This window comes from Staphylococcus roterodami, assembly GCA_022493055.1.
Lineage (GTDB): Bacteria > Bacillota > Bacilli > Staphylococcales > Staphylococcaceae > Staphylococcus > Staphylococcus singaporensis.
This window is the reverse complement of sequence record CP092781.1, coordinates 175,547-200,649: the sequence shown is the minus strand read 5'-3', so window position 1 is coordinate 200,649 and position 25,103 is coordinate 175,547. Positions and strand designations below refer to the sequence as shown.

The window sequence follows — 25,103 nt, the reverse complement described above, 5'->3', positions numbered from 1 at the left end:
CTTTATTGTTATCATCGACTACAATTGACGATTGTCATAATTTTAATAGGATAGTAGCACATCAATTTTAACACCTACATCAGTCTAACTTCAGACAACCCTCACACTTACCAAACTTTTGGATTATGCCCACCACATGTCAGCTGGTTTATCGTAAATATTAACAGTCTTCAATGTTTGACATGCTTTTTGGAAACCTTCTTCTACTGACATAATCGGATCTTCATGTTCAATACTTAATACATAGTCGTAACCATTAATAATAAGTTGACTAATGATATCTGCCCAAATATACGGACTGTGTCCATAACCAACTGTACGGAATGTCCATGCTCTTGTTGCAACATTACCATATGGTTGCATATCAGTTAATCCATACATGTTTACATTTTCTTGATTAATGTACGTATCTTTTGCATGGAAGTGATGTATTGCATTTGCTTGGCCTAAAATTCGGATTGCGGCAACTGGATCAATTCCTTGCCACCATAAATGACTTGGATCTAAATTAGCACCAATATATTCGTTCGTAGCTTCACGTAATTTCAACATTGTGTATGGTGTATGCACTAAAAATCCTGCATGTAACTCTATTGCAATTTTAACATCTTGTTCTTTTGCAAATTCAGCTAAATCTTTCCAATATGGTATCAACTTTTCATTCCACTGATAATCATATATTTCAGAGTATGCTGTTGGCCAAGGTGTCACAGGCCAGTTTGGTTTTTTAGCTGTATCATCTGAACCAGCAATTCCAGAGAACGTATTAACAACAGGTACATCTAAAAGATTTGCTAAACGAATTGTTTTACGTAAAGTTTCATCCGCTTCTTTTGCTTCTTCAGGGTCTGGCGAAATTGGATTGTTATGACAACTGAAGCCACTTATTTGCAATCCTCTGTCTGTAATTGACTTCATAAATACTTGTCTCTTGTCTTCGTTTTCTAATAATTCATCTAGCTTACAGAATTTATCTCCTGGATTACCACCTGTTCCAACTTCAATCATATCTAATCCAGATTCTGCAACATAATCCAACATTTCCTCAAAGTTTTTATCGTAAAATAATACTGAAAATACACCTATTTTCATTGAAAAGCACTCCTTCATTTATATATTGAGAATTTTTTATCATTTATATCAATCATTAAAGTTGTATGCTCTTATCATCTAAATCACTACGATAAATCGCTTCTATAAGGGCATTTACATTGCGTGCTTCTTCCGGTTTCACCACAATCTCTTCTATCCCTAAACACGCATTAACAAAGTTTCGAGCCTGACTATCTCCAGCGATGTCTTCGTTATGCTCAACATCAGCACAACTTTCAACAATAGTTCCAAAACGGGGTTCATAAATTTCAAAAGGAAATAAATTAATACCGCCATTTTCACCCGATAAACTTACGTGCATCTTGTCTTCTTTAATATTTGCAGACCAAGAACATTCAAACTGCATACTAGCTCGATTGGAAAATGTCATATAACTCGTGACATGATCATCCACATCAAATGTTTCATGATCAAATGTTCCCCAATCATTAATTTGATTCGGCTGTTTGCTCAATTGATTATATGTTTTTCCTAAAACATTTTGTGGCAACATATCTTTACCTAATAACCACATGGATAAATCTAATAAATGGCATCCATAGTCGATTAAGCTACCGCCACCTTGCAATGCTTTATTTGTAAAAACACCCCATCCAGGCACTTTACGCCTACGCATCGCTTGTACACGTGCTACTAAAGGTTTACCAACCACACCTGATTCAATTGCTTTTTTAGCAGTTATAGCGACATCAGTATGTCGGTAATGATACGCAACAGTTAATAATTTTTGGTTTCTGTTAGCAGCTTCAATCATACGATCACACTCTTCTGTCGTCATTGCCATTGGTTTTTCACACATTACATGGACACCATGATTCAATGCTTCTATTGAAAGATCAGCATGGAATTTGTTAGGCGTGCATATGATAACCGCATCAACGAGTTTAAACAATTCTCTTGGCGTTTCAACTGCATGCGGAATATTAAAACGTTTGGCAACATCAATCATTTGCACGGTGTTAATATCTTGCACTGCTACTAGTGAAACTTTATCTTTTAGTTTCAGTAATGCTGGAATATGACGGTCTTGTGCAATGCCGCCAACACCTATCACACCAACGTTTAGTTTAGTCATGATGTTCCTCCTTAATAAAAGATATTAATCAAAGTAAACGGCTTTGCCTGATTTTGCAGATTGATAAATTGCTTCAAGTATTTTAGTTACTATCATTGCTTGTTCAGGTTTCACAACTGGTTCTGTATCATTCACAATTGCATTTATCCATGCTTTCGCTTCTTCTTCAGCTTCGTCCACTTCATTACCTTCATAAAAGTCGACACCTTTGTTTTCTAATTCAACATGTTTAGTATAAAGTGTCCCCATATCTTCTCCATGAATACGCAAACCGTCTTTCATATCAGCTCCCGCTTTTGTTCCGGATAACGAACATTTTGCTTCATCAACTTCCAAAGAATTAATTGCCCATGCAGATTCTAAAATAATGGTTGCACCGTTTTTCATTTTAATGAATCCAAATGCAGAATCTTCAACTGTAAATTCATCTGGATTCCATGATCCCCAAGCATTTGCAGCATCATGTTGTTTATTTAATTTATGAAATGTTGAACCCATCACTGATTCTGGTTCATAATTATTCATCATCCATAATGTTAAATCTAATGCATGCGTCCCGATGTCAATTAAAGGGCCACCACCTTGTGCTTCCTCATTTAAGAAAACGCCCCATGTTGGCACAGCACGTCGACGAATTGCATGTGCTTTTCCAAAGTAAATGTCACCTAAATCACCACGTTGCGCTGATTGATATAAAATTTGACTATCTGAACGGAAACGGTTTTGATAACCTATTGTTAACTTTTTACCTATTTCTTGAGCTGCATCTATCATTTTTTGAGCTTCTGCTGTCGTTTTAGCCATCGGTTTTTCACACATCACATGTTTACCAGCGTATAATCCCGCTACTGTAATTTCACAATGTGAATCATTCGGTGTACATACATGGATAACATCAATCTCTTTATCTTTTAACAAATCTTGATAGTCATCATAAACTTGTGCATCTTTCGTGCCATATGCTTCTGCCGCACACTCCGCTTTCGAAATATCTACATCGCAAAATGCGACCATTTCAACATCTTCAACTTTTTGCAAACTAGGCATGTGTTTGCCATTTGCAATACCACCACATCCAATAATTCCAACTTTAATCGTCATTATCGCGTCCTCCTTTAAATCATTATCATCATTTGTGGTTCTTTACCATTTCTGTCCTACTCCGATTCAAACTAACCTTTTGTTGCACCTGTCGTTAATCCTGATACTAAATAGCGTTGCAAGAACAAGAATACAATTGCTATAGGGACTGCAATCATAATGGCCCCTGCCGCAAACACTGTGAAATTGTTTGCATATTTATCGTTAATAAAGTTGAAAAGTCCGACTGCTAAAGTGAATTTTTCAGGGCTTCTCAATAAAATTTTAGGTAAGATAAAGTCCATAAATGGTCCCATAAAATTGAATAAAGCAACAACTGCTAGAATCGGTTTAGCTAATGGCAACATGATTTGTAAGAAAATACGCATATGTCCAGCCCCATCAATTTTTGCAGATTCATCAAGTTCTTTAGGGATCGTGTCAAAATAACCTTTCACTAAAAATGCATTCATCGGTATCGAACCACCAATATATACAAGCGTTAATCCAAATAATGAATCTAATAACCCGATTGTATTTAATAAAATATAGATTGCGACCATTGCCATCAATACTGGGAACATTTGTAAAATCAAAAATGTAATTAATCCATATTTGCGTCCTACAAAGCGATATCTTGAAAAGGCATATGCTGTTAACGTAACAAATATCACACTAAACAATGCATTTGCTGATGCTACAATGAGCGTATTTTTATACCAAGTTAAATATTGACTACTTTCATCAAATAATAAAAAGGCATAATTTTTAAATGTCGCATCATCCGGTATCATCTTAGCACCATATAAATTCGTACCTGGATTAAGGGAAATACCGAACGTCCACAATAATGGATACAATATGATGACAAACATCATCGCTATAAAACTATAAATTCCGATTGCTTTTATAATACGCTTCTTCTTTGCCATCTTATAAACCTCCCTCATCTTTAAAAGTACTAGTACGTCTGAATTGAATAAATGCCACAATAGCCACAATAAAACCAATAATTAATGACACAACTGCACCCATATTAAAGTTATTAAACTCAAATGTCAGATTGTATACCCAAGATATTAAGATGTCCGTACTACCCGCATTTTGACCTGAAACTGGCGGACCACCTTTATTAAATAAATAGATAAGATTGAAATTATTAAAATTGCCTGCATATTGCATAATTAACAATGGTGCAGTGGCATATATGACATGTGGGAATGTGATGTTTCTAAACTTTTGCCAGCTTGATGCACCATCCATGTCTGCTGCTTCATACCAATCAGATGAAATACTTTGTAATACACCTGTGAAAAGTGCAAAGACAAAGGGAAAACCTAGCCATACTTGGATACCAATTAAAGCAATTTTTGTCCAAAACGGATCACTTAACCACGCTGGTGCCACACCTAATAATGGTTGCAAAATGCTATTATTTATAGCACCAAATTCATCATTAAATAATGCTACAAAAATTAATATCGTTACAAATGATGGTACAGCCCAAGGTAAAATTAGCACCGTACGAATAAATTTCTTTCCTTTAACAACAGGATGATTGACAATGATTGCCAAAAATAGACCTAATGCAATTTGAAGTGTTGTTGCAACAAGTGTCCAAACTAATGTCCAAGTAATAACACTAAAAAATGTTTTGCGCCAAACACCGATTGTGAATAATGTTTTGAAATTATCTAAACCAACCCACTCTAATGTGTGCCTAGGAGGCGCATTGTATAAATTGTAGTTCGTAAATGCCACACCAAACATAAATATCAGTGGAAATACAACAACAAATATCAATAAGAATGTACCTGGTGAGATTAGTAAATATGGGAAAGTCTTATCCCAAGTTGCAACCATCAGTGCTTTCGGATTTTTTATTTCTTCATTACGATTAAACCGTTTAGCATTACGATATGCATCTAAAATGTTAATGATATATAACATTATTGCGAAAGCTACAAGCAATAAAGAAATGATACCTTGAGCTAGTAATACACGAGAATCATCTAATTTAGGTACAGTACCTAATGTGAATAATCCCCAAAAACCAATATTTAAAAAGCTATAAAATACAGAAATAAAACTGATAAAGAAGATAAAGAATATCGTGCCTTTTATAGGTCTTTTGTTATAAAACTGGCCCAATCCAGGTATGACAGATAATAATGCAGCTAATTTAGGGTTACGTTTCATCATAACTAATCTCCTTTCTCATCATTTTTTGATGGATGTAGAATCTTAATATTTTGCGTAATATCATTCGTTGCTTCATCTAAAGCTTCTTTAGGATTCTTACCATTCGAGATAAATGTACTGGCATTGCCCATCGGTTCCCAAACTTGTCTCATTTCTGGAATATTAGGCATCGGTTCAGCGTGACGCGCTTGTTTTTCAAACACTTTCAAATTCGGATTAGATGATTTCACATCCACACGACCAGTAATTTCGCTCATTTCATCTGTATACTTTTGTAATGTATCTTTACTAGTGATATACAACATTAAGTCTTTAGCCCAATACTTATGCTTACTATATTCAGATAGATACCAACCACGTACGCCAAGAAACGGCTTCATCTGTTTGCCACCATCTGTAGGCAATGTTGTCACACCAAGATCTTTACCAAATGTCTCTTGATACTCATTAATATTCCATGGTCCCGTTACAAATTGTCCTACTTTGCCTTCTTTAAAAAGACCAATCATCACATCATGAGTAGCAGCTTTTGGGAGATACCCTTTGTCATACCATTTTTGTAAACGTTCAGCATTCTTTACTACATTTTTAGAATTCAATCCTAATCGATGGATATCATATTCACTGCTATTTTTCTTGAAAATATAATCGTCATTTCCAAATAAAAATGGATAATTAAAATAGAAGTTTTTAGCATCGAATAGCATACCGTATTGTTTCTTTTTACTATTTGTTAATTTGGCAGCATTCGCTTCAACTTCTTCTAACGTTTGTGGCGCATTTTTCACTAACTTTTTATTATAGAAAAGTGCAGTTGTTTCAACGATAGCAGGTAATGCTAGTTGTTTGTTGTCATAATTCATCGCTTTAAGCGCTTGTTTATTGAAACCTTTTAACTCATCTTTTGATAATTTAATTTCCGCAGCTAAGCCTTGTAGATATGCACTTCCAGTATTATCATGTGCTAAAAAAAAGATATCTGGTCCTTTCCCAGCAGGTGCATCTAGTGAAATATTTTCTAATTGATCATTCTGACCCACATTTACAAGTTTTACTTTTATACCAGTTTTTTTAGTATACTGATTAGTAATTTTTTTATAAAAAGCCATCTGCTTGTCGCCATCCACCCACATCGTAAGTTGATTCGGCTTTTCTTTAGAATTATCTTTATTTAATGCTTTATCAATATCTTCCTTCGAACGATTAGGGCCACATCCAGTTACGATTAATAACATTGCAATAACTAACGTGATACATTTTAAAAATTTAGACATGAACATTCCCCCTTAAACAATTCGATTTCCAGTATTTTCATCAAAAAAGTGACACTTGTTCATATCAAATGCTAATGTAATCTTGTCATTCGCCATCACTTGCGTTCTTGAATCTAATTTAGAAATTAATTCCATTCCTTGGAATGTACTATGTACCATAATTTCAGAACCTAACAATTCAGATACAACTACTTCAGATACAAATTGTGTATCTGGAGAGGATTGTATAAATATCGGTTCTTCATGAATGTCTTCAGCTCTAACACCTAAAATGATTTCCTTATCTAGATAGCCAGCGTCTTTTAACTTTTCAAATTTTTTATTATGTAATTTAAAATGGTGTGTCCCAATTTTCAACCCATCCATTTCAACTGTAGCTTTCAACATATTCATCGCTGGAGAGCCGATAAATTGCGCCACAAATATGCAATTCGGCGAGTCGTATATCTCTCTTGGTGTGCCAACTTGCATAATGTCGCCATCTTTTAAAACAACAATTCGACTAGCCATTGTCAACGCTTCAGTCTGGTCATGTGTGACATAAATCGTTGTAGTATTAAGTCGCTTATGTAATTTCAAAATTTCTGTACGCATCTGTACACGTAGCTTCGCATCTAGATTTGATAATGGTTCATCCATTAAAAATACTTTCGCATCTCTTACAATAGCTCTACCTAAAGCAACACGTTGTCGTTGTCCACCTGATAACGCCTTTGGTTTACGTCCAAGATACTCAGTTAAACCTAGTATTTCTGCTGCTTCATTAACTTTTTGTTCAATCTCTTTTTTGTTAACTTTACGCAGCTTTAGTCCAAATGCCATATTTTCAAAAACAGTCATATGTGGATATAATGCATAATTTTGAAATACCATCGCAATGTCTCTGTTCTTAGGTTCAACATCATTCATGCGTTCCCCATCAATATAGAAATCCCCGGATGTGATAGACTCTAGACCCGCAATCATACGTAATGTTGTAGATTTACCGCATCCTGATGGTCCGACAAATACAATAAATTCTTTGTCAGTAATATGTAAATTGAAGTCTTTCACTACAGTGTTGTTATTGTCATACGTCTTTTTAATATGCTCTAACTTTAGTTCTGCCATGTTATGCCTCCCATACTTTGTTTAAACTTTTATTGTGTAATACATTTCGTGAAAACGTTTGCACAAATACTTACATAAATCATATAGTCAGTCATTATTAATGTCAATCATAAATTGTAAACGTTTACATTACTTTCAGAATTATACTTTTACACAAAAAATAGTTATCGTGCACAACTATTTTCTGTATGCCAATTATGATGTTCTATGTGTTTTTGTGTGATACTGTTAGCAAACATCCTTCGCATTTTAACTAGCAAACAAATCAAACAAGTATGACTTGGCATTTCGATTTTCAGTCAAAAAAATAGCAACCATTATATAAGTAGTATCCTACCCACATAATGATTGCTTAAATTTTAGACTGCCGGCATACTTCCAAACTATAAATCATATAGACTACGTTCCCCATCAGGTAACTTATCTATAAATGGTTGTGGATCTTCTGCATAGGCATTACCTACGCCACCCTTCATTCTTTGAAAATGTAAATGTGCGCCTGTCGTTTGTTTACCTGTATTACCAGAATACGCAATAATATCCCCAACTTTAACACGATCACCTACTTTGACGTTATATTTGTCTAAGTGTAAGTACCATTGGTGATACTCTCCATTATCTTCAGCAATCTGTAATACCTTACCGCCTAATTCATTATTAAAAATTCGTGTTACTTTGCCATTCGTTGGCGCTTTAATTGGAGTACCTTTTGGCAATGCAAAATCTATACCATAATGTTTACCTTCAAATGGAGAATGATTATATTTCCCAAAAGTTTCAGTAACCCGACTCCCTTTAAAAAAGTCTTCCCATTTTGAGTGTCCTTGTCCTTTATTATCTTGCGTTAATTTATTAGTATATTGGTTAAACCATTTTTGAATGTCATCTATATAAAAAACAGCTAATAATAAGGGTAGAAAAAGTAGTATTGTTGCCAAAATACGTTTAGGTCGTCTTGTCATCGTGGCATCCATCCTTTATATGTTTAGGATATTTAGTATATATTCTAAATCTGTTATTTCATAATTAATTGCACTCATACTTTGGTACTACTACCTTAAGTGTATAGTTATCATGGAGCTTATCAGTTGTAATTAAATTTTATATCTAGTATATTAATTATACTCAATTAAAATAGAAATAGAGGAGAATTTTTATATGGCGAAAGTATTGTATATTACAGCACATCCCTTTAATGAATTAGTATCAAATTCTATGGCGGCTGGTAAAGCATTTATAGAGACTTACCAACAACAACATCCTGACGATGAAGTGAAACATATTGATTTATTTGAAACTTATATTCCAGCCATCGACAAAGATGTATTAACTGGTTGGGGAAAAATTAACAATGGCGAGACATTAACAGATGATGAACAAATGAAAGTTTCTAGATTGAGTGACATTTTAGAAGAATTTCTAAGCGCTGATAAATATGTATTTGTGACACCTATGTGGAACCTTTCTTTCCCTCCTGTAGTCAAAACATATATTGATGCTATTTCAATTGCAGGTAAAACTTTTAAATACTCTGCGGAAGGACCACAAGGTTTACTAACTGACAAAAAAGTATTACACATTCAATCTCGTGGCGGCTATTATACAGAGGGCCCTGCTGCTGATTTTGAAATGGGTGATCGTTATTTAAGAACAATTATGACATTCTTAGGTGTACCATCATATGAAACAATCATTATCGAAGGCCACAATGCCGAACCTCATAAGACTGAAGAAATTAAAGCAACAAGTATTAATAATGCTGAAAAATTAGCAACTACATTTTAAATTTTTAATTACACTGTGTGACTCCTCAACGTCATACAGTTTTTTATTGTATGCATTTTCCACTTTTTATAAATACCTATTATTTTTATAAATTTAAAATTTGATATTCACTTTAATACTGATGTAAATATTTTTAAAATATATTATTATAGTGTTAATTAAGTATTTTAAGAAAAGGTGTGAATGTATGAAAGCGTATAAAATTTTCTGGTTAAACTTAGCAGCAATTATTATTATTTCAATTTTAGTCAGTGGCGGTATGTTTTTGGCAATGAAGTGGGAACAAATTCATTTGAAAGATGGTCTTAAAAAAGTACTAAGTACATATCCTATTAAAAACTTAGAAACGCTTTATGAAATTGATGGTCACGATAACCCCCATTACGAAAATAATGATCAAGACACATGGTATATAGAATCCTCTTATTCAGTTGTTGGATCAGATGAGCTTTTAAAAGAAGACCGTATGTTGTTAAAAGTAGATAAGAACACACATAAAATAACTGGTGAATATGACACAACTACAAACGATAGAAAAAATGCTACTGACTCGACATACAAAAGTTATCCAGTAAAAGTAGTTAATAATAAAATCGTTTTCACAAAAGACGTAAAAGATCCCGCGCTGAAACAAAAAATCGAAAACAATCAATTTTTGATTCAAAGTGGCGATTTACCAAGTATTTTAAACAGTAATGATTTGAAAATCACACATGATCCTACTACTGATTATTATAATTTATCTGGTAAGTTGTCGAACGATAATCCAAACGTTAAACAATTAAAACGTAGATATAATATTCCTAAAAACGCATCAACAAAGGTGGAATTAAAGGGAATGAGTGATTTAAAAGGTAATAAACATCAAGATCAGAAACTTTATTTTTATTTTTCAAGTCCTGGAAAAGACCAAATTATATACCAAGAAAGCCTTACTTATAATAAAATAAGTGAACATTAATATTTATGATGTAATTATAGAAATAACCAAATCATTGATTATCGTTTAACATACTAAAATCACACATTATAAAAACGCCTCACGTCATTCATTTAATTGTACCTAATCACATCTAGTTAGATTTCAGACTAACTATTGAGGTGTACATAAAAAACGAATTTGTGGGGCGTTTTATATTTTACAAAGGCGTCTAGCGTTTCTTATAACAACTTCAACATTACTACACTCAAGCGTCACTCTAAAATTTGAAACCGCATCCTTTAGTTCAACAAAAATCAAAATCCACTTCAAACTTCATATCAAACACACAAATGCATACTATAGATACTATCTCGATCGTATCTATAGTATGCATTTGTGTTTCGTTTTACTGAATGATACGTTTCATCATTTAAGTATAAACTGTCATCCTTTAAGGTAACTTGACAACCTTTCTTCCGTGCCAACCAGGCAATATCTATATAATTTTCTCCGTCGATATCATAACTTCTCAAATCTTCAATATGTGCACTAACTCCAGGGAAAATGATTCTTATAACACTTTCCTCAATCCAACATTTGTTATGCATCCATCGTACTTGTTCTGCTAATAATGGTAACTGCACATCATTGAAATATACACGATGGGTGTCATTATCGTATATTTCGCGACTAGGTAATGGTTGTTTTCTAATTGATAATACATCGCCACCTATCACTGTGCCTTCCCTCGTATCATCAGCACCTCCCGAAGCTTCACGTGTATTCAGATTAACCTGTAACCCATGTACGTCTCCAATATAGGCATCTGGTTTATGTTCCATCGCATGTCCCCGTGCGATTAATGCTAATATTGTAGACTGTGAAAATTGAGGCTCCCATTCGATACGATTAGGATGGCTACTATAAATTCTAGGTTCATCAATAGCTTCCTGAATATTCATATCGAACACTAATACATTGATTAAAGTTTGTGCCACGCTAGCAATAATACTTATGGCACCAGGTGCTCCTACCGTTAATATCGGTTCCCCATGATGTGTCACAATCGTTGGAGCCATATTACTTAGAGGTCGTTTATATGGTGCAATTTCGTTAATACCACCATCTACTACATCAAAGCCATCCATTGTCGTATTCAATAATACACCGTAACCTGGAATCGTGATACCTGAACCATAAATCATACCGATTGATGTTGTGAATGAAGCGATATTTCCTTCTTTATCAATCACACAAAAATGTGTTGTTTCGGTATGATTTTCATCAACATCTGTATGACTTATGCAATCAGAAATATTCCCATGTGCTATATCGATATTTGCTTTTTCACTATCAATGAGCTTACTACGTAAATTTAAATAGTCGTCATCAATTAATGACTCTACAGGTACATCATGAAAATTATCATCTGCCAAATACTGTGCACGATCACTATATGCTATATGCATAGCTTGTATCAAATGGTGCAAATAATCAACAGATCTTGGACCCATCGAATGTAAGTCTACATGTTCTAATAACTTCAATATTTGAATTACTGTGATACCGCCAGAACTAGATGGTCCCATTGAATGAATATCATAGTCTTTATATGTTGCACTAATCGGTGCTTTAATCTGAATGTCATAATTTACTAAGTCTTCTAAAGTAATTGTGCCACCATATTTTTTGACAACGTTTACTAACTTTTCCGCGATGTCACCTTTATAAAATGCATTAAATCCTTGCTCTTTTAATATTTGAAGTGTCTTACCTATTTCGGGTTGTACAATCCAATCATTTTCACGCCAATATTGATTTTCATTCGTAAAGACTTTCGCCGTTTCATGATACTTTGTCAGCCTTGCGTGTTGCTGGCGTGAATATTTTTCAGTAGCCCAATTGGCAGAATGGCCATCCACAGCTAACTCAATTGCAGGATTGATTAATTCTTCTAATGACAACTTAGCATAATGCTTATGAATATAATCAAATAGTTTTGGAATTGCCGGTACTGCCACAGTTTTACCGTGTGTAGTCATATCAAAAAATGATTTATACTCGCCTGAATCATTTAAATAAAATTGTTTATCTACATGTGCGGGCGCTGTCTCACGCGCATCAAATGCAGTTATACTGCCTGTACTTTGCTCATAATATAACAAGTACCCGCCACCACCTAAACCTGATGCAAATGGTTCTACAACATTCAGTGCAAGTTGAATCGCAATGACTGCATCCATGGCATTGCCGCCTTTATCTAATACATCCTTACCAATTTTAGCCGCAAGAGGATGAGACACGGAAATTAACCCTTCTTTAGATGTTGTTTTCTGTTTATTATTTAAGTTAATGACCATATTTTATCCTCCTACTTTCTTTAAATCATTAAAATATTATTGATTAATGGCTTTCTCAACTTTTTCTAGATCTTGACGTTGCACATTACCAGTATCGACAAGCGGTGTAATTGGTGATGCAATTTTAAATTTATCGCCACGATAAAACTTAATAAATTGATCCTGATCTATCGCATTCACAACTGCTTGTCTCAAGTTTGGATGTGTCTTAAATATACCTTTTTTAATATTTAGCATTAAAAAGACTGACTTACGTCCATTTTTACGTATAATGCTTAAATTTTTATCTGACTTAATTAAATCAAAATGTTTTTGATTCACATCTGCCAACATATCAATTGAATGGTTTCTAAGTTCTGACAATGCATTATTAGGATCACCATTAAATTTCAATGTGATGTTTTTAATTTTTGCTGGACTATAGCTACCTTGTTCTGTTTCGTTGAATCCAGGGTTACGTTGAAACTCTGCTTGGTAAGTATTTTTCTGTGTCAAAATGTATGCACCACTTGCATACAGCGCATTTTTCCCATCTGAAGTAGCAGGAAGAGTACTGCTATCACCATAGCCCTTTGGATATTGACGATTTACTTCAGTAACAAATTTTTTAGATAAAATACCAGCCGAAGAATGTGTTAAATAATTCACTTCTCGAGGCATCGATTGATCGGTTGTAATTTTAACAATTTGATAAATACCATCTTTGTTATTTACTTTTTGACCATCTGTTGTTAATGATTTGACGTTATATGCTTTAATCAGCTTGTCATAGATTGATTTATCATCTTTATCTTTCTCTTTACGCAACTGATCAATATCTGCATCAGTTAATACCTTGATATCATTAATATGCTTATGCATATTGTACGTATTATTGTTAGGCACAGACTTTTTATCACGTGCCCTATCTAAAGAAAATTTAACATCTTCAGCCGACACACGTTCACCTGTATTACGTGCTTCGCCATTAACCACTTTCGCAAAATAATCATCATCTCTAAGTAAAAAATAAAATGCTTTATTATCTTTATTCACAGCGTAATCACGACTCAATGAACCTTTCGTTGTTAAGTGGTCATTTTCATCTAAAAGCAATAACCTTGTATACATATTCATATTAATTGAATATACCGATGGCGCAATCGAACGTATTGGGTCCAATGTTGGAATTTCACCGTCTTGTTGCGTCATGACAAGTGGACGTGTATCTCGTTCTTTACTATTGTTATAGTCAAATTGTTGCCATATTAATGCACGTGAATTTGGTAATCCAACACTATTTTTATCCAACACTTTATTGTCATATACTAAATTCTTTTTGGATCCATATAATGGTGCCATATATCCTTTATCAAAGACAACTTCATCTTCAATTTGTTTATATGTTGATTTTACATCTACTTCATTTTGAGTAGAAGCTTTATTTAACAACTGGTCCACATGCTTATCTTTTAATAAACTATTTGATCCTGTAGAACTAAACAATGCTGTCATAGCATAGTTAGGATCTCCAAACACTGTCATCCAGTCATCGATTTGAATATCATAATTACCAGCTTGACGTTGCGTGCGATAACTACCATAATCTGGTTGAATATTCATCTTGACGTTAAATCCTGCATTTTCCAACTGATCTTTAACAATATTCATTTCATTCTCATAACTTGCTTGTCCTAGGAAATGTATCGTCGGTCGCTCACCTTTTACCTCAACTTTCGATGACTTCTGAGCTACTTCTGATTTTGTAGGGACACCACAACCACTTAATACCAACGCTAACACTATAATTGCGATACTAATGATTCTTTTCACATCTATCCCTACCTTTTTAATGAATTCTTGGATCTAGTGCATCTCGCACTGCATCACCTATAAAATTGAATGCTAAAACGACAAACATAATACAAATACCTGGTACAATCGCCAGATTACTATGTGTTTCTAAATAGTTACTACCGGTACGTAAAATGTTCCCCCATTCCGCTACGTCAGGCGCAACGCCAAGTCCTAAGAAACTTAAACTACTTGTTGTTAATACAACTACACCTATATTTAATGAAAAGCGTACAATCATTGGCGCAATCGCATTCGGTAAAATATACCGCCATATGATGTTCCAAGTATTTTCTCCTGTAATACGTGCTGCATCTACATATTCCATACGCTTAATCTCTAAGACACTCGCACGCATCGTCCGTGCAAACGATGGTATATTACCAATGCTTAAAGCAATAATTAAATTTGGAATACTTGCACCAAACGATGCGATAATTGCCACCGCTAAGAGTAATGAAGGAATTGCAAACACGATATCTAAAATACGCATCACTAAATTATCAATATGGTTGAAGTATCCGGCTAATGTGCCTAGTAACACACCAAAAATAACTGCAATTATCACAGAAACAATTGATATTGAAAATGTTAGCTTCGTACCTACTACTACGCGTGTAAATAAATCTCTACCAAAGTCATCAGTACCAAATGGGTATTCTAGACTTGGTGCATGTAACAGTGCATTGAACTGATTTTTAGTAGCCAACGTCGTATCAAATGTAAATTGTGACACGATTGATAATGTCAGCATGTAGACTAAAATCAGTAATCCGATAATAGCTATACGATGTTTAGTAATTTTTCGTATAAATGCTTCCCAACCGTTATAACTATGTATTTGCGATGTACGTTGATAACGTCTAACACTTACAAACATTAATAAAGTGAATACATTCCCTGTTAAAGTCATCAACATTAACAACACTTCAATGAAACGACGCCATACAACTCGACTTTTCCAATTTGATTCAGTTAATACAATAATAATTAATGCAATAGTTAATATAATCAACAATGTTTCAGCAATATAAAATGTATCAGCTACATAGCCCTTAAAAATGTTTAAAGCACTTGTTATTATGACTAAAATATATGTTGCTATGGCGTAACTTGCGAATAATTTTAAGGAAGCTATCTTTGAATTAAGTTGTGCCATATGCCTCACTTCCTTTCGTTGATTTCACTACGTAATTTTGGATCAATAAGTGTATAAAAAACATCAATGATTAAATTTGATAATGAAATAACAATTGATATATATACAACTCCACCCATGACTGCTGGGATATCAGGTATAAGTTGTTTTTGAACAATATAACGACCGATACCATTAATGTTAAATACTTGTTCTGTAACAGCAGAGCCACCAAGTAACTCTGCTACTAATAGACCGACTAGCGTCACAATTGGAACAATCGCATTTTTTAAAATATGCTTAATCACAACTTGTGTTGTTGATAGTCCTTTTGCATAAGCGGTTAATACATAATCACTGCGCATAACTTCAAGAACCGAAGACCTTGTCATACGTGTAATCGAAGCAGCAATGCTTGTTCCAATGACGAGCACAGGCAAAATCAGTGATATAGGATGTTCTGGCATATAAGATGGTGGCAAAATATCTAATTTCAATGAGAAGGCTAAAATAAATAATAGTCCTTGCCAGAAACTTGGAATTGATAGCCCAATTAATGCAATTGTCATCAATGTGATATCAAGCCAACTATTTCTCTTCATCGCACTTATAATCCCCACCGGTATCGCAATAAATAATGCCACAATTAACGCTAATACTGTGATAAGAATAGTAATTGGGATTCTCTCGCCAACTGCTTTCGTCACAACTTCATTCCCTTTGTATGTTGTGCCTAAATCAAATGTAAAGACGCCTTTAATGGTATCCCACAATTGAATAAAATAAGGTTCATTAAGGTGATGCAATACATTAAATTGATGTATTTGTGCTTTTGTAGCATTTTGTCCCAATATGCTATATGCCGCATCAAGTGGTGAAAAATATAAAATTGTAAAGACACTAATGATTACACCAATAATAACAATTACAGCCATAATGACGCGTTCGAAAATATACTTAACTAATGGCTGTAAATAAAATGTCAGCACAATAAACATTGGTAAAGCCAATATTACTTTGATAATGATGAACTTATGAAATAATATCTTTTCAAAGTATGCTGAAAAATGTGCTTGCTCAATGTTCTGAGTATTCGTATTAGAACTTTGTCCCTTAATTATTTTGATTGCTTCTCTATGTATTTGTGTGGATGACTTTTTCTGAGACAAATATTTATATTTTTGTTGTAACGCCTGTTCGATTTCTGAAATTTCAGAATTGTTAGCGTAAAAATTTTTTCTCTTAGTTGAAAAAGCAAAACCAATCACCGCATATAAAAATATCGGCAAGCTTAATACCGAAATAATAACCCTATAAAATGCCTTATGATACAACGACTTAAATGACTCTGAATAAGTAATTATGATAATCACTCCTTGTAAAATAATCTTGAGTAGATTACTATGATATACAAAAGTATAGAATAAATTTACACATTTGTGAATAGGGAGGCACAACATCATGTCAAATTTATTAGAAGTTAATAATCTAAATGTACAGTTCAATTATGATGAAACAACGGTTCAAGCTGTACAAAATGTCACTTTTGAATTACGTAAAAAACATATTTTAGGTATAGTCGGTGAGTCTGGTTCAGGTAAAAGTATTACTGCAAAGTCGATTTTAGGACTATTACCAGATTATCCAAACCATACTTTAACTGGAGAAATTATTTTTAATGGGCAGTCTTTAACTGATTTAACTTCGTCATCATTACGACAAATTCGAGGAAAAGATATTTCGATGATTTTTCAAGATCCGCTATCTTCTTTAAATCCTAGATTAACAATTGGCAACCAAATTACAGAAGTACTATTTCAACATAAACGCATATCAAAGTCAGAAGCAAAGTCAATGGCCATTGATATTTTAGATAAGGTTGGAATTAAAGATGCAACACGACAATTTGACGCTTATCCACACGAATTTTCTGGTGGAATGCGTCAACGTGTGATGATTGCAATTGCCTTAATTTTAAAACCACAAATTTTAATTGCAGATGAACCAACAACAGCATTAGATGCAAGCACACAAAATCAATTACTTCAGTTGATGAAATCACTTTATGAGTATACTGAAACATCTATTATTTTTATCACACACGATTTAGGTGCTGTGTATCAATTTTGCGATGATGTGATTGTAATGAAAGATGGAAGTGTCGTTGAAAGTGGTACAGTTGAATGTATTTTCAAATCGCCACAACATACATATACCAAACGATTAATTAATGCGATTCCTGATATTCATCAAACACGACCACCAAGACAAATAAGTAATGATCTTTTATTGAAATTTGATCACGTTAGTGTAGATTATACATCGCCAAATGGTAGTTTATTCCGTGCAGTTAGAGATATAAACTTAGCTATTAGAAAAGGTGAAACATTAGGTATTGTAGGAGAGTCTGGTTCAGGAAAATCCACTTTAGCTAAGACGGTCGTCGGTCTAAAGGAAGTGTCAGAAGGCTTTATTTGGTATAATGATGTGCCATTAAGTTTATTTAAAGGCGATGAATTGAAACCTTTACGCCAAGAAATACAAATGATTTTCCAAGATCCATTCGCTTCAATTAATCCTAGATTCAAAGTGATTGATGTGATTAAGCGACCACTTATCATTCATGGTAAAACTAAAAACGACGATGAAGCCATTAATAAAGTAGTCTCTTTGTTAGAAAAAGTTGGCCTGGATCAAAGTTTCTTATATCGTTATCCACATGAGTTATCTGGTGGACAACGCCAACGTGTAAGTATTGCGAGAGCACTTGCAGTTGAACCAAAAGTAATTGTTTGCGACGAGGCAGTGTCAGCTTTAGACGTTTCAATCCAAAAAGATATTATCGATTTATTAAAACAATTACAATTAGACTTTGGTATTACATACTTATTCATCACACATGATATGGGTGTCATCAATGAAATATGTGATCGAGTTGCGGTTATGAAAAATGGCGAAATCGTTGAACTTAATAACACAGAAAATATTATCAAACATCCACAATCAGATTATGCAAAACAACTTATTTCAGCAGTTCCTGTAATTGCTAAATAAAAGTTATGAGTGGTTCGCTTAAGTGACTTTGCAGTTTGGCATACATTGCGTAACTTCCTATGAGTGAGCTGATTTTGTCATTCTTTATTGTGCTTTTTAAGGCTTGGGCACCATATCAAGTTTTAGGCGCTTTGCCATGATTTAAGGTCACACCCATACTTTAGATATTTTGATACCATAAATAATCCCCCTACACTATATAGCGCGGGGGGATATTTGTAATTTGTTAGAATATTCAGATTTTAACTTATATCATCTTAATTTAGTCAATGTGTATTTAACATCACTTACTCTTTTACATTCATAATCAACACATTCAAATAAATTTTGATTAAAAAACACAAAGTTAAAAGTACCATCTTGCAGTATACTCTCGTACATTATCCCATCATATTTAAGACTTCGAATATAATCAGCTAAATATTGAAATGGTAAATAATCTATTCCTTGTTCATCGCTTGGGTTTGTAATTCCTTCATGAATCTTTTTTAATGTTTGGTGATTTACAAAATACTTTCTAAAACCATCATCACCAGCTTTGATTGCATTACTAGTTAAATTAGTTAAATTCGCTATTTTCAGCTTCTCTTTTGTAATGTTTTTTTGTAACTTAATCTTACTTATATAAACAATATCATTATGCTTAGGCTTAACTTCTTCTATACTGACCTGTTCTTTTGTACTAACGTATAACACGCTTATCCATTTAGAATTCAATCTTCCTGCCGTTGCTAGTTCCTTTGGTGGTGCCATTAATTCACTTTTCTCTGTAATGAAATTAACTACCCTAGATCTATATAATGGTTCAAATCTTTCTCTAAATTCCTCAATACTATAGTAATTAGTAGTGATATCGAGAAAGAACGCTAAATTCTCTAAATTGATCATATTATTATGAAATCTATTTTTATATTTCAAGCTCTCACAAAATCCATCCCAATCATTATTTGCTACAATTAGATTTTCATTTGTATATTTTTTATCGTTTATGATTTTAGCACCTACTAAGCCTTCCAACACCCGTCTATCTATATTTTCATCATCTTTAAAAAGTTCATTTAAAATACAACTTATTTGCGCTTCCTCAATATTATTAAATATACTCCAATCATCTTTTAATGCTGTTTCAATTTTTTTACCTTCTTTTTGGCTAAAAGTATCTGGTAAATTTATACTAATATCATATAATTCTAACGCTGGTCTTAAATAATCTCTAATCTGCTCTAATTTATCTATGTCTCGAGTCGTATCAAATATTTTAACACCAAGATGATCGTTATCAATATCACAATTGTCAAATTTGCTATTATCATTTACAATGATTTCTACGATTTCAGTATTATTAAAACATTTTTCACATATTTTCATTTTAAGACTCCAAGTATCTATTCATAATTTCTAGATGATGCATGATTGATAACCTTTTAATTAAGCCTAGGCCTGGATACTTATTATTTTTATTTAGTTCTTCAAATTGTCCGATCGCATAAGATCTATTTTTATTATCTAAGTTTTTAGACCAAGTTACTAATTTATCTACAGCCTCAAAAAACTTTTTAGCTGGATTTAATCTATCGTTATTAGAATCAGAGACAAAATGTTTAACTCTTAACTCATTAGCCTCATCAAAATAGACGATATGTATCGCAATAGCTAATGGTGAAAAGCCACCGTCTATATATTCTCCACCTATAACAGAATAGTCTGAAAATGCCTTGTATCCATCTTCTTCATAATAAAGGTGATCATCACTATAAAACTCGTCATCATTATCCAAATAATCAATATTTCGACTCAGTTTATTAAAAGGGTCCGTAATGAGCCCTTTGTTTCGAATATTACGTAATTTACGTTTAATGTGTCTATCATCTGGTACAAAAACCATTTCAAGTTCATTTTTATCTTCAAACATTTCCCAGTCATCTACACTCTTTAAAATAGCTAAACTACTATTTGAAAATTGTTGCTTCAACTTTTCATTACCTTCATCAGAGGGACCTAAATAAGCTTTTTGAATAATACTTTTGTTTTCTATTATTATTTCGCTTAAGTCTTCAACAGTTTCGTTACTAATCTCTTCTTCAGTTAACTTCGAATTTACTACTAAATTTATACGAAATTCTTTTTCACCACAATATTTCAAAATATTTTTAAACGTGGTTGTATACTTAATCGGTTCAATTATCGGTTGAATACAATTACCAATCAAACCTTTCTCTAACAATTCTTTAATTGCAAATAGTTCATTTTGTTTCCCACGTAAATAAGGATAATACATATTAATCCTCCTTAAGAAAATGATATAGTTTATTTTTATCTTTCTTTGTCATTTTTGCGAAATATAACAAGAACTTAATTTCAGCCGGCGCTGCTAAAAATGCATCTTTGTATTCTTTCATGTTGTCTCTTTTTTTCAACTCAGATATCATATCGTTATGCAATTCCGTCATTGGTATTTCTTTAAATACGTCATATAACACATCATACTCTGTGAAATCGTTATAACTTGGCATATCCATGTGATTCTGCGCAATAACTCTTTTTCTTTCTTCTTTTCGTAAAAAGTTATACATCGCTTTTGAGTTTAAGAGGCTATTGTTTTCTTTTGGTTTTTGAACTTCACTCAGTGTATTTCTAGATGTTAATACTAAAATTCCGACTGTTGTATCTTTGTATCTAGCCATAACTTTATTCAAGTGTTTGTCATTTGTTATGACTACTACATAATTAAATACTTCATAATAATCATTAATTTGATTATCCAATCTATCCAACTTATCTAATTCTGTTTTAATCTCATAGACAACGCCTTTACCGTTTAACAATATAAAATCAGCAATACTTTTTCCTATAGGCATTTCAGAAAGTGCAGTAGTTGTATTAACAGAATGTCGTCCTAAAAGAAGTTTATTAAGGATTGTGTTTTTGTAAAAATATTCGTTACGATAAGACTTTTTAAGATAGTTGTATAAAGACTTCATTTTCTGTATTACATTGATATTTTTAGGCCCTTGTATATAAAAATCATATGCCTCATCAACAACATCACTTTTGTTTTTGATTGCAATTTGATGTAATATCTTTTGACTAAAAACACGATTAATCATATTTCTATTATCCATAACTACGCACCTCCTTCAACATACATTTAATACTTATCCTGTTAATATTATAAACTATTTTAAATTCATATAGACATTATTTCTATACTCTTACGGCTATAATTTTTTGTAAAGAAGTGATATTACTAATCGCACCATAACCAACAAAAGATAATAATAATCCCCCCGCCACTTTATAAAGTACGGGGGGATATTTCCAATTATTAAACATCGTATTTTTCAGTTGTTTCTGCAACAAAAGATTCAATGGCTTTTCTTGCTTTGCGTTTTTCTTTCAATGGCAACTGACCAATAATTTTTTTAAGTTGATGAGGGTTCACGACTCCACTATATTGAAAATCATTAGTAATTGTTTTTAGAGCTTGTTCATTGATAGATTTCTCTCCTGCAAAGCCTTTGAATTCCGCTTCTTTTTTAATACTTTCGAAATTAACATATGCTGCATCAATATCGTCATCCTTATTTAAAGAAGGTACAACATTGTCGATAAATTCTTTAATTAAATCACGCTTCAATCGTAAAGTCGGATCATCTGCATGGTCTAAAATACGTCTAATTTGTTCTCTATTGCGTCGTTGTTCTGCTTTATCTTCTAAATCAATTTGCCTCAATATATTCATAATGTAATTCACATTAATCGTATCGTTACGCATCATTTCTATTTCGAAATCAATATCATTTAATATGGATACTTTATCTTTCTCAGCCGTCGCTCTTTTCACTTGATCATACACAGCGAGATATTTACTTTTATAATCTTCGTTTTCTTGTTCATCCATACCAATTTCATCAACTGTAAACTCAAACTCATCAAATGCTTTTAAACGTAATAAAATTTTAGCTAATAAACGATAAGCTTCTACAAAGCGTTTTAATTCTTCTTCATCTTGAATATCATCAACCATGTGTGGTGTCGGCACAATCAATTTAAGCTCATGATATGCCTCCATAAATTCTTTTTTATACTCTTCATAACTACGCATTAAAATCGTATCGGCATCATTTGTTTGTGAAAATACTCTCAATGCATCGTCCGTCTCTTTTTTCAAGTCACGATAGTTTACAATTTTACCGAACGGCTTTGATTCTTTTTCAACCCTATTTGTACGTGAATATGCTTGAATTAAGTCATGATACATTAAATTCCTATCAACATATAAAGTGTTCAGTACTTTACTATCAAATCCAGTTAAGAACATATTAACAACGATTAAGATATCAATTTTACTATCTTTAACGCCTTTTTTAACGTTTTTTGAAATATGATTAAAATATTCATTATGAGTGTCTGTTGAAAAATTCGTCTCAAACTTTTTATTATAATCGCTAATCATTTTCTCTAATTTTTCACGTGAATGATATGGTACTTCACCATCACGATCATCTTCATTAGGTTTAAACGTAAATATACCAGCTACCGTTAGTGGTCGTTCTAATTTTTTATTAAGTCGCTTAAAAGTCTCATAATATTTAATAAGTGCGTGAATACTTTGTACTGTAAATATACTTGAATATTGGCGATTACGTGTGTATTTATCATGATTATCAATGATATGTCGCGCTACTAATTCCACACGTTTATCAGCTAACCATACCTCTTCTGTATTTATTGCTTCCACCATGCTGTTGTCTTCTGCTTTTAAAGCTTTATTTTTAAAAGTATTAATATAGTCCACCGAGAAACCAAGTACATTACCATCATGTATGGCATCTCTAATTAAATACGTATGCAAACATCTACCAAAAATATCTGCAGTCGTACGGCCATCTTGACTACTATTTTCTGGGAAACGTGGTGTACCAGTGAATCCAAAATATTGGGCATTTTTGAAATGTTGTTTAACTAAACGATGCATGTCACCAAATTGACTGCGATGACATTCATCAATAATGAATACTACTTTATTTGTCTTATACTGCTCTAATAAATGGGCATTGCCTTGAATTGCTTTTGCCATTTTTTGAATTGTCGTAACAATAAGCGGTAAACTTTTATCATTTAATTGACGTACGAGCTGCGAAGTATTAAAGGTCTTATCGACAGCGCCCTTTGCAAACTTATTAAATTCTTCTTCTGTTTGACTATCTAAGTCTTTACGGTCAACCAAGAAAATAACTTTCTTAATACTTTCTTGTTGCGACAAAATCTGACTCGCTTTAAATGATGTCAACGTCTTACCGCTTCCTGTAGTATGCCAGATATATCCATTATTGCCTGTTTCAGTTGCTTGTTGTACCAGTGCTTCAGCTGCATACACTTGGTATGGACGCATTGCCATTAGAATTCTATCTGTTTCATTAATAATCATATAGCGTGAAATCATCTTGGCTAATTGACAAGGTCTCATAAATGTCTCAGTAAAAGATTGTAATATATTTATACGCTTATTTTGTTTATCACTCCAATAAAACATATGACTTTTTAATAATTCACTGTCATTATTGGAAAAATATCTTGTCTCAACACCATTACTAATAACAAACATTTGTATATAGCGGAATAGACCTGTGTAATTTTGTTTACGGTATCGTTTTACTTGATTAAAAGCTTCGTTAATATCAATGCCACGACGTTTCAATTCTACTTGAACAAGGGGTAATCCATTGATTAAAATGGTAACATCATAACGTGCTTTATACGCATCTTCAACTGCTATTTGATTTGTTACTTGAAACTTATTTTTACACCAACTTTTAGTATCTAAAAATGACAAATAAACCTCAGACTCGTCATCACGTCGAAGTGGTAATTTGTCACGTAAAATACGTGCACTCTCGAAAATACTTTTCCCATCAATCATCGTTAAAAGACGTTGAAATTCTTTATCGGTTAGTGGTTTTCCATCTAATTTATCCACATGGCGTTCATTTAAAATGGCTCTGAAATTATCAAGCAATTGCTCATCATTACGAATCGTTACCCTTTCATAGCCTAGTTGTTCAAGTTGATTCATCATTTCATTTTCTAATGCATATTCACTTTGATGTGCCATCCATATCCCCTTCCGTACACTTTCTATTGTTCTAAATATATC

Annotated in this window: 19 protein-coding genes; 3 read left to right on the top strand and 16 right to left on the bottom strand. The window is 33.0% G+C overall.

Annotated features, from left to right (window positions below; translation table 11 throughout):
- Positions 1–123 precede the first annotated feature (123 nt).
- The 8 genes from ML436_00850 to ML436_00815 all read right to left on the bottom strand — a co-directional run bounded on the left by ML436_00850 (position 124) and on the right by ML436_00815 (position 8,816).
- On the bottom strand, positions 124–1,092 hold the full coding sequence (locus ML436_00850) for a sugar phosphate isomerase/epimerase (GenBank protein UMT78336.1): 969 nt from the start codon (positions 1,090–1,092) through the stop codon (positions 124–126).
- 55 nt (positions 1,093–1,147) lie between these two features.
- Complete coding sequence (locus ML436_00845; protein UMT78335.1) at positions 1,148–2,188, bottom strand: Gfo/Idh/MocA family oxidoreductase; 1,041 nt, start codon at positions 2,186–2,188, stop codon at positions 1,148–1,150.
- A gap of 24 nt (positions 2,189–2,212) precedes the next feature.
- The gene (locus tag ML436_00840) at positions 2,213–3,289 is read right to left on the bottom strand and encodes a Gfo/Idh/MocA family oxidoreductase (GenBank protein ID UMT78334.1); all 1,077 of its coding nucleotides are present in this window, start codon (positions 3,287–3,289) and stop codon (positions 2,213–2,215) included.
- A 71-nt stretch (positions 3,290–3,360) separates the two neighbouring features.
- Positions 3,361–4,200 carry a sugar ABC transporter permease gene (locus tag ML436_00835; protein ID UMT78333.1) on the bottom strand — a complete coding sequence of 280 codons (840 nt, stop codon included), beginning with the start codon at positions 4,198–4,200 and terminating at the stop codon, positions 3,361–3,363.
- Position 4,201: 1 nt separating this feature from the next.
- Entirely contained in the window at positions 4,202–5,470 is a 1,269-nt protein-coding gene (locus tag ML436_00830) for an ABC transporter permease subunit (protein ID UMT78332.1), read from the bottom strand.
- A 2-nt stretch (positions 5,471–5,472) separates the two neighbouring features.
- Positions 5,473–6,744, bottom strand: a complete 1,272-nt coding sequence (locus ML436_00825) for a maltodextrin ABC transporter substrate-binding protein (GenBank protein UMT78331.1) — start codon at positions 6,742–6,744, stop codon at positions 5,473–5,475.
- Between the two features lie 12 nt (positions 6,745–6,756).
- Positions 6,757–7,854, bottom strand: coding sequence for a sn-glycerol-3-phosphate ABC transporter ATP-binding protein UgpC (gene ugpC / locus ML436_00820; GenBank protein ID UMT78330.1), 1,098 nt, complete (start codon positions 7,852–7,854; stop codon positions 6,757–6,759).
- Between the two features lie 383 nt (positions 7,855–8,237).
- A complete protein-coding gene (locus ML436_00815; GenBank protein ID UMT78329.1) occupies positions 8,238–8,816 on the bottom strand; it encodes a M23 family metallopeptidase in 579 nt (192 codons plus the stop codon).
- A 196-nt stretch (positions 8,817–9,012) separates the two neighbouring features.
- Between ML436_00815 and ML436_00810 the strand changes: the two genes are divergently transcribed.
- The gene (locus ML436_00810) at positions 9,013–9,639 is read left to right on the top strand and encodes an FMN-dependent NADH-azoreductase (protein UMT78328.1); all 627 of its coding nucleotides are present in this window, start codon (positions 9,013–9,015) and stop codon (positions 9,637–9,639) included.
- A 187-nt stretch (positions 9,640–9,826) separates the two neighbouring features.
- Positions 9,827–10,600: a tandem-type lipoprotein gene (locus tag ML436_00805; protein UMT78327.1), complete on the top strand. Its 774-nt coding sequence runs from the start codon at positions 9,827–9,829 to the stop codon at positions 10,598–10,600.
- Positions 10,601–10,899: 299 nt separating this feature from the next.
- Here the strand turns inward: ML436_00805 and ggt are convergent, their stop codons facing one another.
- The 4 genes from ggt to ML436_00785 are packed head-to-tail and all read right to left on the bottom strand — an operon-like array spanning position 10,900 to position 17,397.
- Positions 10,900–12,921 (bottom strand): gamma-glutamyltransferase, encoded by a 2,022-nt coding sequence (gene ggt, locus ML436_00800; protein ID UMT78326.1) that lies wholly within the window; start codon positions 12,919–12,921, stop codon positions 10,900–10,902.
- Between the two features lie 36 nt (positions 12,922–12,957).
- Positions 12,958–14,733: an ABC transporter substrate-binding protein gene (locus ML436_00795; GenBank protein UMT78325.1), complete on the bottom strand. Its 1,776-nt coding sequence runs from the start codon at positions 14,731–14,733 to the stop codon at positions 12,958–12,960.
- A gap of 16 nt (positions 14,734–14,749) precedes the next feature.
- Entirely contained in the window at positions 14,750–15,913 is a 1,164-nt protein-coding gene (locus ML436_00790; GenBank protein ID UMT78324.1) for an ABC transporter permease, read from the bottom strand.
- 5 nt (positions 15,914–15,918) lie between these two features.
- On the bottom strand, positions 15,919–17,397 hold the full coding sequence (locus ML436_00785; GenBank protein UMT78323.1) for an ABC transporter permease: 1,479 nt from the start codon (positions 17,395–17,397) through the stop codon (positions 15,919–15,921).
- Here ML436_00785 and ML436_00780 point away from each other — a divergent pair.
- Positions 17,354–18,946 carry an ABC transporter ATP-binding protein gene (locus tag ML436_00780; protein ID UMT78322.1) on the top strand — a complete coding sequence of 531 codons (1,593 nt, stop codon included), beginning with the start codon at positions 17,354–17,356 and terminating at the stop codon, positions 18,944–18,946. The two genes, ML436_00785 and ML436_00780, sit on opposite strands and share 44 nt — an antisense overlap.
- A gap of 252 nt (positions 18,947–19,198) precedes the next feature.
- On the opposite strand, the gene ML436_00775 is transcribed toward ML436_00780, so the two are convergent.
- The 4 genes from ML436_00775 to ML436_00760 all read right to left on the bottom strand — a co-directional run bounded on the left by ML436_00775 (position 19,199) and on the right by ML436_00760 (position 25,061).
- A complete protein-coding gene (locus tag ML436_00775; protein UMT78321.1) occupies positions 19,199–20,314 on the bottom strand; it encodes an RES family NAD+ phosphorylase in 1,116 nt (371 codons plus the stop codon).
- A gap of 1 nt (position 20,315) precedes the next feature.
- Positions 20,316–21,224, bottom strand: a complete 909-nt coding sequence (locus ML436_00770; protein UMT78320.1) for a sce7725 family protein — start codon at positions 21,222–21,224, stop codon at positions 20,316–20,318.
- Position 21,225: 1 nt separating this feature from the next.
- Complete coding sequence (locus ML436_00765) at positions 21,226–22,068, bottom strand: sce7726 family protein (GenBank protein ID UMT78319.1); 843 nt, start codon at positions 22,066–22,068, stop codon at positions 21,226–21,228.
- 203 nt (positions 22,069–22,271) lie between these two features.
- Entirely contained in the window at positions 22,272–25,061 is a 2,790-nt protein-coding gene (locus tag ML436_00760) for a type I restriction endonuclease subunit R (GenBank protein ID UMT78318.1), read from the bottom strand.
- Between the last annotated feature and the right edge of the window lie 42 nt (positions 25,062–25,103).

Bases quoted from the DNA above. Each gene is read 5' to 3' on its own strand.
- ML436_00845 (UMT78335.1), bottom strand. From the start codon at position 2,188: ATGACTAAACTAAACGTTGGTGTGATAGGTGTTGGCGGCATTGCACAA.
- ggt (UMT78326.1), bottom strand. From the start codon at position 12,921: ATGGTCATTAACTTAAATAATAAACAGAAAACAACATCTAAAGAAGGG.
- ML436_00830 (UMT78332.1), bottom strand. From the start codon at position 5,470: ATGATGAAACGTAACCCTAAATTAGCTGCATTATTATCTGTCATACCT.
- ML436_00775 (UMT78321.1), bottom strand. From the start codon at position 20,314: ATGAAAATATGTGAAAAATGTTTTAATAATACTGAAATCGTAGAAATC.
- ML436_00765 (UMT78319.1), bottom strand. From the start codon at position 22,068: ATGGATAATAGAAATATGATTAATCGTGTTTTTAGTCAAAAGATATTA.
- ML436_00815 (UMT78329.1), bottom strand. From the start codon at position 8,816: ATGACAAGACGACCTAAACGTATTTTGGCAACAATACTACTTTTTCTA.
- ML436_00825 (UMT78331.1), bottom strand. From the start codon at position 6,744: ATGTCTAAATTTTTAAAATGTATCACGTTAGTTATTGCAATGTTATTA.
- ML436_00790 (UMT78324.1), bottom strand. From the start codon at position 15,913: ATGGCACAACTTAATTCAAAGATAGCTTCCTTAAAATTATTCGCAAGT.
- ML436_00850 (UMT78336.1), bottom strand. From the start codon at position 1,092: ATGAAAATAGGTGTATTTTCAGTATTATTTTACGATAAAAACTTTGAG.
- ML436_00780 (UMT78322.1), top strand. From the start codon at position 17,354: ATGTCAAATTTATTAGAAGTTAATAATCTAAATGTACAGTTCAATTAT.
- ML436_00810 (UMT78328.1), top strand. From the start codon at position 9,013: ATGGCGAAAGTATTGTATATTACAGCACATCCCTTTAATGAATTAGTA.
- ML436_00770 (UMT78320.1), bottom strand. From the start codon at position 21,224: ATGTATTATCCTTATTTACGTGGGAAACAAAATGAACTATTTGCAATT.
- ML436_00840 (UMT78334.1), bottom strand. From the start codon at position 3,289: ATGACGATTAAAGTTGGAATTATTGGATGTGGTGGTATTGCAAATGGC.
- ML436_00760 (UMT78318.1), bottom strand. From the start codon at position 25,061: ATGGCACATCAAAGTGAATATGCATTAGAAAATGAAATGATGAATCAA.
- ugpC (UMT78330.1), bottom strand. From the start codon at position 7,854: ATGGCAGAACTAAAGTTAGAGCATATTAAAAAGACGTATGACAATAAC.
- ML436_00835 (UMT78333.1), bottom strand. From the start codon at position 4,200: ATGGCAAAGAAGAAGCGTATTATAAAAGCAATCGGAATTTATAGTTTT.
- ML436_00805 (UMT78327.1), top strand. From the start codon at position 9,827: ATGAAAGCGTATAAAATTTTCTGGTTAAACTTAGCAGCAATTATTATT.